The organism is Streptomyces sp. SudanB25_2051, from assembly GCF_964272635.1.
In the GTDB taxonomy this organism is placed as follows: Bacteria; Actinomycetota; Actinomycetes; order Streptomycetales; family Streptomycetaceae; genus Streptomyces.
The window spans coordinates 800,001-812,781 of the sequence record NZ_OZ186787.1 but is presented as its reverse complement, the minus strand read 5'-3'; the positions used below and the strand labels follow the sequence as shown (position 1 = coordinate 812,781).

General features: G+C 75.6%; 10 protein-coding genes (1 of these 10 running past the window's edge). 7 read left to right on the top strand and 3 right to left on the bottom strand.

Translation table 11 applies throughout. The features are described from left to right. The first annotated feature begins 10 nt into the window (after positions 1-10). From ACSUPT_RS03550 to ACSUPT_RS03540, 3 genes are all read left to right on the top strand, one after another. On the top strand, positions 11-436 hold the full coding sequence (locus ACSUPT_RS03550; RefSeq protein WP_436943452.1) for a DUF742 domain-containing protein: 426 nt from the start codon (positions 11-13) through the stop codon (positions 434-436). Beyond that, positions 417-1,025, top strand: a complete 609-nt coding sequence (locus tag ACSUPT_RS03545) for a GTP-binding protein (RefSeq protein WP_361661338.1) — start codon at positions 417-419, stop codon at positions 1,023-1,025. Before ACSUPT_RS03550 ends, ACSUPT_RS03545 begins: the two co-directional genes overlap by 20 nt. A gap of 292 nt (positions 1,026-1,317) precedes the next feature. Beyond that, entirely contained in the window at positions 1,318-1,770 is a 453-nt protein-coding gene (locus ACSUPT_RS03540; protein ID WP_436943451.1) for an iron chaperone, read from the top strand. A 178-nt stretch (positions 1,771-1,948) separates the two neighbouring features. On the opposite strand, the gene ACSUPT_RS03535 is transcribed toward ACSUPT_RS03540, so the two are convergent. After that, positions 1,949-4,744: an ATP-binding protein gene (locus tag ACSUPT_RS03535; protein ID WP_436943450.1), complete on the bottom strand. Its 2,796-nt coding sequence runs from the start codon at positions 4,742-4,744 to the stop codon at positions 1,949-1,951. 142 nt (positions 4,745-4,886) lie between these two features. Between ACSUPT_RS03535 and ACSUPT_RS03530 the strand changes: the two genes are divergently transcribed. Next, entirely contained in the window at positions 4,887-5,252 is a 366-nt protein-coding gene (locus ACSUPT_RS03530) for a VOC family protein (RefSeq protein WP_351962891.1), read from the top strand. A 307-nt stretch (positions 5,253-5,559) separates the two neighbouring features. Next, positions 5,560-6,072, top strand: coding sequence for an NUDIX domain-containing protein (locus ACSUPT_RS03525; RefSeq protein WP_365727718.1), 513 nt, complete (start codon positions 5,560-5,562; stop codon positions 6,070-6,072). Here ACSUPT_RS03525 and ACSUPT_RS03520 read toward each other — a convergent pair. After that, positions 6,069-8,441, bottom strand: a complete 2,373-nt coding sequence (locus tag ACSUPT_RS03520; protein ID WP_436943449.1) for a glycoside hydrolase family 31 protein — start codon at positions 8,439-8,441, stop codon at positions 6,069-6,071. The genes ACSUPT_RS03525 and ACSUPT_RS03520 overlap by 4 nt on opposite strands. 219 nt (positions 8,442-8,660) lie before the next feature. Here ACSUPT_RS03520 and ACSUPT_RS03515 point away from each other — a divergent pair, with 219 nt between their 5' ends. Both ACSUPT_RS03515 and ACSUPT_RS03510 read left to right on the top strand, forming a co-directional pair. Then, the gene (locus ACSUPT_RS03515) at positions 8,661-10,673 is read left to right on the top strand and encodes an acetoacetate--CoA ligase (RefSeq protein WP_403504316.1); all 2,013 of its coding nucleotides are present in this window, start codon (positions 8,661-8,663) and stop codon (positions 10,671-10,673) included. Positions 10,674-10,750: 77 nt separating this feature from the next. Then, positions 10,751-11,644 (top strand): hypothetical protein, encoded by an 894-nt coding sequence (locus ACSUPT_RS03510; protein ID WP_351962888.1) that lies wholly within the window; start codon positions 10,751-10,753, stop codon positions 11,642-11,644. Positions 11,645-11,804: 160 nt separating this feature from the next. On the opposite strand, the gene ptsP is transcribed toward ACSUPT_RS03510, so the two are convergent. Further along, on the bottom strand, positions 11,805-12,781 hold the 3' portion of the coding sequence (ptsP, locus tag ACSUPT_RS03505; RefSeq protein ID WP_351963220.1) for a phosphoenolpyruvate--protein phosphotransferase. It continues 694 nt past the right edge of the window; the window shows 977 of its 1,671 coding nt (coding positions 695-1,671); the start codon falls outside the window, past its right edge — the gene reads right to left on this strand; it ends in the stop codon at positions 11,805-11,807.

Genomic DNA, 12,781 nt, shown 5'->3' with positions numbered 1-12,781 from the left:
GGGGGATGCCATGAGCGACGCAGCGGCCGGACAGCTCAGGCGCGGACGCCGCGCCGACGACGCGCACCACTGGTTCGACGACGAGGCGGGGCCGGTGGTGCGCCCGTACGCCATGACCCGCGGACGCACCTCCAGCCCCACCCGTCACCGACTCGACCTGATCGCGGTGGTCGTGCCCGAGCCCGCCGCCGACGACCCGGGCCGCGACGAGACGCTCTCCCCGGAGCACGTGGAGATCGTCGAGCGCTGCAGCGAGTTCCCCCAGTCGATCGCCGAGCTCGCCGCCGGGATGGACCTGCCCGTCGGGGTGGTCCGCGTCCTGGTCGGCGACCTCGTCGAGGACGAACTCGTCCACGTAACCCGTCCCGTTCCGCCGGCCGAACTGCCGGACGAGAGCATTCTGCGTGAGGTGATCAATGGTCTTCGGGCGCTCTAGCCGCAAGGGTCCGCCGCCGGTCGAGCCGGTGACGCTGAAGATCCTGGTCGCGGGCGGGTTCGGGGTCGGCAAGACCACGCTGGTCGGGGCGGTGAGCGAGATCCGGCCGCTGCGCACCGAGGAGAACCTGACCGAGGCGAGCCGGCCGGTCGACGACCTGTCCGGCGTGGAGTCCAAGGCGACGACGACCGTCGCCATGGACTTCGGCCGGATCACCCTGCGCGAGGACCTGGTGCTGTACCTGTTCGGCACCCCCGGCCAGGACCGCTTCTGGTTCCTGTGGGACGAGCTGGCGCAGGGCGCGCTCGGCGCGGTCGTGCTGGTCGACACCCGCCGCCTGGAGGACTCCTTCGCCTGCATCGACTACTTCGAGCGGCGCGGCATACCCTTCGCGGTCGCCGTCAACTGCTTCGAGGGCGCCGACGTCCACCCCGCCGAGACGGTGCGGGCCGCCCTGGACCTCGACCCCGGCGTACCGCTGCTGATGACGGACGCGCGCCGCCGCGAGTCCGTCAAGGAGGTCCTGGTCGCCGTCGTCAGGCACGCGATGACGTTCACGGAGCCGGCCCCGGAGCCGGTCGCCACCTGAGGAGCGCGAGGCCCGGGGCGCTAAGTCCGGGGGTGCGAAGTCCGGGGCGCGAGGTCCGGGGGCGCGAGGTCCGGGACGCGGGACACCCCCGTATACGCCGGCGCGTGGTCGAAGCGGCCCGCGCGGGCGCCCGTACGCGGGCCGCCACGGGCGGCACCACGCAGCCCGCGTCCGTGGTGGTTTCCGTACCGGGCACGGAGGCGGCCCGTGCAGGGGGCGAAGGAGACTGTGGTCACGGCGGACGACGCCGGACACCACGGGCCGATCCGGGCCCACGACCACAGGAGCGACCATGGCAGGAACGGGCAGCACCGCGTACGAGGGCTTCACCGCCGAGGAGCGGGCGGCGATGCGGGACCACGCCCGGGAGCTGAAGAAGGCCGCCCGGCGCGGCTCGCGCGCCGACAAGGCCGCGCAGGCCGAGCAGGACGTACTCGCGAAGATCGCCGAGATGGGCGAGTCCGACCGGATCATGGCCGAGCGGGTCCACGCCGTCGTCACCGCCTCGGCCCCGGTCCTGGCACCCAGGCTCTGGTACGGCATGCCCGCCTACGCGCTGGACGGCAAGGTCGTCTGCTTCTTCCAGAGCGCGGAGAAGTTCAAGGCCCGCTACGCCACGCTGGGCTTCAGCGACCAGGCGAAGCTGGACGACGGGCCGATGTGGGCGGCCGGTTTCGCACTGACCGAGGTGACGCCCGAGGTGGAGGCGTGGATCGCCGACCTCGTGAAGCGGGCGGTGCACTGACGCCGCCGCTGGAACCGGCGCCACCGCGACCGTACGGGAGGACCGCGACCCGTCGCCCGCGGCCTCCGCGCGTACGCCCCGCACGCCGGCGCACGTCAGCCCCGCGCGCCCGGCGCACGGCGGCTGCGGGCCTCCGCGCGGTGGGCCCTTCGCGCCGGACCCGCGTCCCGCGCCGCCCTCACCCCGCGGGCAGCGGCGTGAGCCCCAGTGCGGCGAGCGCCGTCCGACCGGCGTCGGCGTGGCCGCCTCCGGCGAGCAGCAGCGTACGAGCCGCCTGGTAGGGGCAGTCCGCGGCCTCGAAGGCGGCCGCGGCGGCGAGCTGCCGGTCCACGTCCCCGTCCAGCAGTGCCAGCGCCCGGTCCACCAGGGCGGTGGCGACCGGGTTCCCGTCGACGACCCGCCGGGCGGCGGCCACCCGGTCCCGCGCCTCCGGGTGCCCGGCGAGCACGGCCGCCTCCGCGCGGAGCGCCACGTACCAGTGCAGCCACACCCAGCACACCCACTTCCACACCTGCTCAGGCTCCGGCTCCAACCGCCGCAGCGCCACCTCCGGGTCGTCGTGGTGGAGCAGCACCATGGCGTCGAACACCGCGCCGTAGCCGTGGCGGTGGTCCAGGACGGGGCCCGCACGGTCGGCGACCTCCAGCCAGGCCGCCCGGGCGTCGCCGTCGCCGCGCAGCCCGTGGACCATCGCGACCGCGGCGGCGGCCGGCCCGAGGACGAACGACCGCTGCCGGCCGCTGTGCTCCCACGCGGTGAGGAACCGCCCGCCGCCCGCCAGCACCTCGTCGGCGCGGCCCGCCAGCGCCTGCGCGACCAGCAGCCACGACGTGGCGTGGTGCCCCGCCTCGGCCAGCAGCGGATGGTCCGCGAGCTGCCCGCCCCACGCCCGTGCCTGCGCCAGCCGCCCGACGCCGAGCGCGTTCCCCGCGGCCATCGCGAGGGCGTCCACCAGCTCCTGTGTCCGGGCCGGGGTGGGCGGCAGCGGAGCCAGTACGTCGATCCGGCGCCGGGCCGAGGCGGCGGCGCCGAACGGGTCGCCGGCCCAGCTCCTGGCGCCCGACAGCGCGTCCAGCGCGGCTGACTCCGCGACCGGATCGCCCGCCCGCCGGGCCAGCGCCACGGCCCGCTCGGCGTACGCGACGGTCTTCCGCGCCGTGTTGTCCGCGTCCCCCTGGACCGCGCCGTAGGCGTCCGCGACCACCGCCGCCTCGGCCAGCGCGACCGCGGCCTCCACGGCGGGCCCCCCGGCGCTGCCCAGTTCCCGGGCCCGCTCCAGCAGCCCGGTCACCTCGTCCACCGGAGGTATCCGCGCGAACGTACTGGAGAAGCGGTACGCGGCGGTGGCGGCGGCCGCCAGGTCACCTGCCGCCCCCGGGAGGTCCCCCGCCGCGAGGGCGGCCGCCGCGGCGGCACGCAGCAGGCGGTACACGTCCTCGCCCAGCCGGCGGCACCCGGCCACCCCCGCCGCCTCCCGCAGCGCGGCCGCGGCCTCGCCGCCGGGAGCGAGCGCCGCCGCCTGCTCGAACCGCTGCTGCGCCTCCCCGAGCAGGTTCCGGCCGAACGCCAGCTCCGCCAGCGCCAGGGCGAGGCGGTGCGCGCGCTCCCGCTGCCCCGGCCGCCCGGCGGCCCAGGCGAGGGCGGCCCGGAAGTCCTCCGCCACCGCGTCGAACCGCTGCCGCGCCTCCGCCCCGTCCGCTCCCGCCGGCACGGCCGCCCCGGCCAGGCACCACTCCAGGTGCCGGGCCCTGACACCGTCCAGCTCCCCAGCCTCCGCGAGGCGCTCCCCGCCGTACTGGCGGATCGTCTCCAGCGCCTGGTACCGCGTGCCCGATGCGGTGTGCGCCACCGAGAGCAGGCTCTGCTCGGCGAGCCTGCCCAGCCCGTCCGCGACCGCGGCGGGATCCAGCGGCCCGAACCCGGCCACCTCCACCGCCGCCTCGACGGTGAACGGCACGGCGAACACCGACACCCGCCGCAGCAGCGCCCGGTCCTCCGGCTCCAGCAGGTCGTGGCTCCAGTCCAGCACCGCCCGCACCGAACGGTGCCGGCCGTCGGCACGTGGCCCCCCGGCCAGCAGCCGCAGCTGGTCGCCGAGCCCCGCCGCGAGCCCGTCGGGCCCCAGCGTCGGCCACCGGGCCGCCGCCAGCTCGATCGCCAGCGCCATCCCGTCGAGCCGTTCGCACAGCGCCGCGACCTCCTCGCGCGCCGCGGGCTCCGGCGCCGGGCCCACCGCCGCCGCCCGCTCCAGGAACAGCGCGACCGCGTCCGACTCGGCGCCCCCCACCCGCGACAGCGGCGGCACCTGCACCACCCACTCGAACGGCACCATCAGCCGCGCCCGGCTCGTCGCCAGCACCCGCAGCCCGGGACAGGCCGTCAGCAGCCGCTCCAGGAACAGCGCCACCCCGTCCCGCACGTGCTCGCAGTTGTCCAGCACCAGCAGCGCCCGACGGTCCGCCAGCGCGGCCACCACCGACTCGTCGACGCCCCGGCCCGGCTGCTCACCCACGCCCACGGCCGCCGCCACCGCCGCTCCCACCCGGTCCGGGCCGGCCACCGGGACCAGGTCGACGAACCACACCCCGTCGGCGAAGTCACCGGCCACCTCCGCCGCCACCGCCAGCGCGAGCCGCGTCTTGCCGACCCCGCCCGGACCGACCGCGGTCACCTGCCGGCGGGCCCGCACGGCCCCCGCCAGCTCGGCGCGCTCGCGCGCCCGCCCGACGAACGCCGTCAGCGGCTCAGGGAGCGCCCGCGCCGGCTCCGGCCGCCGGGCCCGCGCGACCTCCGCGGAACGCCGGGACAGCGCTCGCCGGTCCGGCAGCTCCAACTTGCGCAGCAGCGACGAGACATGCGACTCGACGGTGCGTACCGAGATGAACAGGCGCGCGGCGATCTCCGCGTTGCTCAGGTGCTCCCCGAGCAGTGCGAGGACTTCCGCTTCCCTGGCCGAGATCACAGGAGTGGACACCGGGTCATTATCGGTGGCTCCTCCGTGGCGGCTTTCCGTGGCGGGCACGGAAGCGGCGAGCGCCGGGGCCGGGCGAAGCTGACGGCCGCAGCGCCCCGGCCACACCGTCCGGAGGCGTCCGCCCACGAGCCCAGGAGCGACCATGACCACATCCGAAGGACTCCCGACCGGGGGAGTCAGGACCGTACTGCACCCCGTGTCCGACCTGGCGGCGGCCAAGGCGGTGTACACCGCGCTGCTGGGCGTCCCGCCGCGGACCGACGGGCCCTACTACGCCGGCTTCGAGGCGGCGGGCCAGCACATCGGACTGCTGCCCGGCGGCGGCCCCCAGGGCCTCACCGCACCGCTGGCTTACTGGCACGTCACCGACATCGAGGCGAAGGTCGCCGAGGTGACCGCCGCGGGCGCCACCGTCAAGGAACCCGTCCACGACGTCGGCGGCGGCCGTCTGACCGCCACCCTCGTCGACCCGGACGGCAATCTCATCGGCCTCCTCCAGGACCGCTGACCGCCGCCCCGCGCCGGAACCCCGCACCGCGCCCCGCACCCGGCGGCCAGGGTCTCGACCCCCGCCCTGCGCCGGAACCCCGCACCGCGCCCCGCACCCGGCGGCCAGGGTCTCGACCCCCGCCCTGCGCCGGGACCCCGCACCGCGCCCCGCACCCGGCGGCCGGGGTCCCGACCCCCGCCCCGCGCCCGGACCCCGCGCCGGGACCCCGCACCGCGCCCCGCACCCGGCGGCGCGGGGTTCCGGCCCCGGCACAGGCCCCCGGCCGCACCCGCTCCGCCCCCGAACCGCTCGGTACAGTGCGCCCGTGCAGCACTCCCACTGCGCCCACTGCGGCGCCCCCTTCGCCGATCCCGCCGGCCCCTGGCCCCGCACCTGCCCCTCCTGCGCCACCGTCACCTACCGCAACCCCCTCCCCGTCGCCGTCGCCCTGCTCCCCGCCACCGGCCCGCAGGGCACCGGCCTCGTCGTGATCACCCGCACCATCGAACCGGAGCGCGGCGGCACCGCCCTCCCCGGCGGCTTCATCGACCACGCCGAGGACTGGCGGGACGCCGTCGTCCGCGAGCTGTACGAGGAGACCGGCATCGAGGCCCCCGCCGGCGACGTGCGCCTCGCCGACGCGATGAGCTCACCCGGCGGGCACCTCCTCCTCTTCGGCCTCCTGCCCGAACGCCCCGCGAGCGCGCTGCCGCCCTCCGCCCCCACCGCGGAGACCACCGGCCACCACCTGCTGCACGCCCCGACGCGCCTCGCCTTCCCACTGCACACCGAGGCGGCCCGCAAATGGTTCGCGGGGGAGTACGACCACCTCCGCTAGCCCGCGCCGCGCAACCCCCGCACCCGCACCCCCTCCGGCCCCACCGCCACAACTCCCTCGTCCGTCACACGCTCCACCCGCACCTCGTCCCCCTGCCAACGCGACACATACCGCTCCACCTCCGCCCGCTCCCACCCGTCACCCGCGTCCCGTACGACCAGCCCCCCGCCCGCCCGGCCCGGCGGCGGCGCCCACACCTCCAGCTCCACCGCCCCGTCCGCACCCCGCACCGGCACGACCGCCCCCGCCCGCGCCAGCACCGGGATCCGCGACAGCGGCGCGTCCACCAGCACCAGGCCCGGCCCCTCGTACGCCCGCCCCGTCGCCACGTCGTACCAGCGGCCCCGCGGCAGCCGCACCGCACGCCGCTCCACACCCCGCGCCAGCACCGGCGCCACCAGCAGCGCGTCCCCCAGCAGGAACGCGTCCCCGCAGTCCCGCAGCAGCCGGTCCTCGGGCGCCGACCACCACACCGGCCGCACATAGGGCGCGCCCGTGACCCGGGCCAGCCGGGCCAGCGTCACGAAGTACGGGCGCAGCCGCTCCCGCTCCTCCAGCGCCGCGCGCGCGTGCTCCAGCACCTCCGGCCCGAACTCCCACGGCTCGCGCCGCCCCGCGTCGATCGCCGCGTGGGTACGGAACAGCGGCAGCCACGCCCCCAGCTGGAACCACCGCAGATACAGCTCCGCGGACGGGTGCCCGTCGAACCCGCCCACGTCGGGCCCCGAGTACGGCACCCCGCACAGCCCCATCCCCAGCACCAGCGCCAGCGACGCCCGCAGCCCCGGCCAGCCCGTCGCCACGTCCCCCGACCACGTCCCGCCATACCGCTGCATCCCCGCCCAGCCCGAGCGCGAGAACAGGAACGGCCGCTCGTCGGGCCGCAGCCGCGCCAGCCCCTCGTACCCGGCGCGCGCCATCGCCAGCCCGTACACGTTGTGTGCCTCCCGGTGGTCACCGCCCCGGCCCTCCAGCGCGTGCCGCGCCGACCGGGGCAGCGTCATGTCCCCGAACGGCGTGAACGACACCGGCTCGTTCATGTCGTGCCACACCCCGGAGAAGCCCTGCTCCAGCCGCTCCGCGTAGAGCCCGCCCCACCACTCCCGCACCAGCGGGTCCGTGAAGTCCGGGTACACGCACTCGCCCGGCCACACCACCCCCCGCACCACATCCCCCCGCGCGTCCCGCACGAAGGCCCCCCGCGCCCCCACCCGCGCCCCGCCCTCGTACACCGCCCCGCCCGGCTCCGCCTTCACCGCCGGGTCCACGATCGACACCAGCCGCACCCCCTGCCCGCGCAGCTCCGCCGCCAGCCCCGGCAGATCCGGGAACCGCTCCCGGTCCACCGTGAACACCCGGTGCCCGTCGTAGTGGTCGATGTCCAGGTGCAGCGCCGACAGCGGCAGGCCCCGCTCCCGGTAGCCGGCCAACACCCGCCGCACCTCCTTCGCGCTCCCGAACCCCCACCGCGCGTGCTGCGGCCCCAGCGCCCACGAGGGCGGCACCGCCGGAGCACCCGTCAACTGCGCCCAGCCGTACGCGATCCGCGCCGGTGACCCCACCAGCACCCAGCAGCGCAGCGGACCCCCGCTCATCCGCACCTCGCTCAGCCCCGGCCGGTCGTGCCCCGACCCCGCCCCCTCCTCGCCCTCCCGCAGCGACACCCGCCCGTCCCAGGTGCAGTCGTAGAACGCCATGTGCGTCCCCGCGTCCGCCACGACCCACTGCACCGGCATCGTGATGTACAGCGGATCGGTCCCCGGCCCGAACGCCCCCCGCGGATCGGAGTTCCACAGCCGGTACGACCCGTCGGGCAGCCGGGGCCCCGCCGCCCGCCCCCCGAGACCGAAGAACCGCGCGTCCGCCGCGACCTCCGACCGCTGCACCCACCGGGCGCCGCCCCCGCCCACCGGCTCCCACCAGCGAGGCGGCAGCTCCCGCCGCAGCACCACCCCGCCCGGCGTCCGCACCTCCACCGCCCCGTCCCGCGACACGGCGACCGTCACCCGCTCGGCCACCACCCGCCAGCCGCCCTCCGTGTCCGGCTCCAGCACCACCCGCGTGTCCGGCTCCGGCACCTCACCCGCCACCGCGTACGACGGCGACACCTCCGCCCCGTCCCACCCCCAGAACACCGCCGCCCCGACCGTCACGCACACCCGCAGCTCCGACCGGGCGAACCGTACGATCCCGCCGCCGGGCAGCGGCTCCACCCCCACCACACGCCCCGGCACCCGCGCCCGCTCCGGGCCCCGCTCCGGCAGCGCCGCCGCGTCCGCCCTCCGCCGCCGCCACACCGAGCGCAGCGCCCGAGGCCCCCGCACCCTGCCGAACACCCACATCGAACGCACCAGCTCACGACCGTCCATGCCGCTCACCCTGCCACCCGCCAACCCGCCCCAGGGAGACGTTCAACAAGCGTTCACCCGTGGTGACACCACATGTTCAACCCGCCGACCATGGGTGGGGAGACCTGGTGCGAAAACGCCTGCCATGGCATCGTCCTGTCAGCCGCGTCACGCGCACACCCAGCACGTGCGCGGGACACACGCAGATCGCGTACAGGTACAGCCAGGGAGCACACCCCCATGACATCGACGTCAGCGACCGCGCACTCCGAGCAACCCGAGCCGCTCTGGCAGCCGGACCGGGACCGCATCGCCTCCGCCGCGGTCACCCGCTTCCAGGCCTGGGCCGCAGAGCGCCACGGCGCCCCGGCGAACGGCGGATACCCGACCCTCCACCGCTGGTCCATCGACCACCTCGACACCTTCTGGCAGGCCGTCACCGAGTGGTTCGACGTCCGCTTCTCCACCCCGTACACGCGCGTCCTGGGCGACCGCTCCATGCCGGGCGCCCAGTGGTTCCCCGGAGCCACCCTCAACTACGCCGAGCACGCCCTGCGCGCCGCCGACCAGCGCCCCGACGCGCCGGCCCTGCTCCACGTGGACGAGACCCACGAGCCGACCCCCGTCACCTGGGCGGAGCTGCGCCGCCAGGTCGCCGCCCTCGCCGAACAGCTCCGCGCCATCGGCGTACGGCCCGGCGACCGCGTCAGCGGCTACCTGCCCAACGTCCCGCAGGCCGTCACCGCGCTCCTCGCCACCGCGGCCGTCGGCGGCGTGTGGACCTCCTGCGCCCCCGACTTCGGAGCCCGCAGCGTCCTCGACCGCTTCCAGCAGGTCGAGCCGGTCGTCCTGTTCACCGTCGACGGCTACCGCTACGGCGGCAAGGAGCACGACCGCCGCGACACCGTCGCCGAACTCCGCCGCGAACTGCCCACCCTCCGCGCGGTCGTCCACATCCCCCTCCTCGGCACCGAGGCCCCCGAGGGCGCCCTGGAATGGGACGCCGTCACAGCGGGCACCGCCGAGCCCCGGTACGAGCAGGTCCCCTTCGGACACCCCCTGTGGATCCTCTACTCCTCCGGCACGACCGGCCTGCCCAAGGCCATCGTCCAGTCCCAGGGCGGCATCCTCGTCGAACACTTCAAGCAGCTCGGCCTCCACTGCGACCTCGGCCCCGACGACGTGTTCTTCTGGTACACCTCCACCGGCTGGATGATGTGGAACTTCCTCGTCTCCGGCCTCCTCACCGGCACGACCGTCGTCCTCTACGACGGCAGCCCCGGCTACCCCTCCACCGACGCCCAGTGGCGCGTCGCCGAACGCACCGGCGCCACCCTCTACGGCACGTCCGCCGCCTACGTCATGGCGTGCCGCAAGGCCGGCGTCCACCCCTCCCGCGACCACGACCTGTCCAGGATCAAGTGCGTCGCCACCACCGGCTCACCCCTCCCGCCCGACGGCTTCCGCTGGCTCCACGACGAGTTCGCCGAGAACGGCGCCGACCTCTGGATCGCCTCCGTCAGCGGCGGCACCGACGTGTGCAGCTGCTTCGCCGGAGCCGTCCCCACCCTCCCCGTCCACATCGGCGAACTCCAGGCCCCCTGCCTCGGCACCGACCTCCAGGCATGGGACCCCCACGGCAAGCCCCTCGTCGGCGAGGTCGGCGAACTCGTCGTCACCAACCCCATGCCGTCCATGCCGATCCACTTCTGGAACGACCCCGACGGCAGCCGCTACCACGACAGCTACTTCGACACCTACCCCGGCGTCTGGCGCCACGGCGACTGGATCACCCTCACCGACCACGGCTCCGTCGTCATCCACGGCCGCTCCGACTCCACCCTCAACCGCCAGGGCGTCCGCATGGGCAGCGCCGACATCTACGAAGCCGTCGAACGCCTCCCCGAGATCAAGGAATCCCTCGTCATCGGCCTGGAGGAACCCGACGGCGGCTACTGGATGCCGCTCTTCGTGCACCTCGCCGAGGGCGCGACCCTCGACGAAGCCCTCGTCGACCGCCTCAAGCGCACCATCCGCACCGAGCTCTCGCCCCGCCACGTCCCCGACGAGATCATCGAAGTCCCCGGCGTCCCCCACACCCTCACCGGCAAGCGCATCGAGGTCCCCGTCAAGCGCCTCCTCCAGGGCACCCCCCTCGACAAGGCCGTCAACCCCGGCTCCGTCGACAACCTCGACCTCCTCCGCTTCTACGAGGACCTCGCCCGGCAGCGCACCCAGAAGCGCCCCGCCTGACCGGTCCAGCCGCCACTGTCAGTCCCCCTGATTACTCTGAGTGAGCATCGAGCAACAGCCGATCACCAGGGGGACCGATGGCACACCGACCGAACACCACAGCCCTGCGCCACGCACTGCGCCGCGAAGCACCGGCCACGCTCGGCCTCCTCGCCGACGAGCACGACTTCGCGGCCATGCGCCGCTACCGCACCTTCACCTTCGACGACCACCCCACCTACCTCCGCGAGACCGAACGCCTCCTCAAAACCCTCGCCGCCGGCGGCACCCACACCACCGTCACCCTCTTCGACCCCGAGGACTACGCCTCCTACTGCGCCGAAACGGGCCTCGACCCCGACAGCCGCGCCAGCCGCACCCGCTACACCGCCGAGATCGCCGCCAAGGGCGCCCGCGTCCCCTACACCGGCCAGCCCATCGAGGAGCTCGTACCCCTCCTCGTCAACACCGCGATCCGCCAGGCCACCCACGCCTACGCCACCCTCCTCCTCGACGAGGCCGGCCCCTGCGCCGACTGCGGCCAGGACATCGGCCGCGCCGCCCTCGACCAGGCATCCCGCGCCGTCCTGCGCATCCTGGACCTCGCGGGCCCCGGCGCCCACCAGCTCGTCTGCAGCGTCCCCGCCGCCGACGAACACCTCCTCGCCGTCCTCCGCACCGACCGCACGGGCCCCGACCCCGCCCGCCTCGACTCGGCGGAGGGCACCGAGTTCCTCACCGTCCTCGCCGCCGGCATCGCCCGCGGCACCCCCGGCGGACTCGTCCTGCGCACCACCGGCCCCCACGGCCCGGACCGCCTGCGCGGCTGGCGCCTCGACCACGGCCGCCTCCTCCCGCTCACCGAGGCCGAGGTCTTCAACGCCTACTGCACCGACGCCGACACCGGCGAACCGGTCCCGCCCGAGCACGGCGTCGAATACCACCCCGGCTTCGACCTCGCCCCCGACGACGGCCGTCCCACCCACCCCTGAGACACCCGCACCCAGGCGACCGGAGAAGAAGCACCGAAAGACAAGGAGGCAGCACCGGCAAGGACAGCCGAAAGGGAGAAAGGGCAGAAAGGGCGAGGGGCCCTCCCGTCACCACAGGAAGGCCCCTCACCCCGCATCACCGGCAGCACACCGGCCGGACTCACTCGCCCGACAGCACCGCCTGCGCCGCGATCCGGGCCTCCTCGGCCGAGTCCGCCGCACGCGCCGCCGCGGCCGCCCGCTCACACTGCGCGAGCGTGTACTTCGCCAGCGTTGCCCGCACATACGGGATCGACGCCGCGCCCATCGACAGGGAGGTCACCCCCAGACCCGTCAGCACACACGCCAGCAGCGGATCGGACGCGGCCTCACCGCACACCCCGCAGCTCTTGCCCTCGGCCCGCGCCGCCTCGGCCGCCATCGCGACCAGGTCGAGCAGCGCCGGCTGCCACGGGTCCTGCAGCCGCGACACCGCACCGACCTGCCGGTCCGCCGCGAACGTGTACTGCGCCAGGTCGTTCGTCCCCAGCGACAGGAACTCCACCTCACGCAAGATCGACCGCGCCCGCAGCGCCGCCGACGGGATCTCCACCATCGCGCCGAACTTCGCCCGCAGCCCCGCCTCACGGCACGCGTCGGCGAACGCCTTCGCGTCCGCCCGGTCCGCCACCATCGGCGCCATGACCTCGAGGTAGACCGGCAACCCCTCCGCCGCCTTCGCCAACGCGGTCAGCTGCGTGCGCAGCACCTCCGGGTGGTCCAGCAGCGTCCGCAGACCCCGCACACCCAGCGCCGGGTTCGGCTCGTCCGCCGGCGTCAGGAACGCCAGCGGCTTGTCCGCCCCCGCGTCCAGCACCCGCACGACGACCCGGCCCTCCGGGAACGCCTCCAGCACCTGCCGGTACGCCTCGACCTGCTTCTCCTCCGACGGCGCCCGCTCACTGTCGTCCAGGAACAGGAACTCCGTACGGAACAGCCCGACGCCCTCGGCCCCGGCCTCCACGGCCGCCGGCACGTCGGAGGGACCGCCCACGTTGGCCAGCAGCGGCACCTTGTGCCCGTCGGACGTCGCACCGGGCCCGGTCGACGCCGCGAGCGCGGCCTTCCGCTCCCGAGCGGCCCGCTCCATCTCGGCCC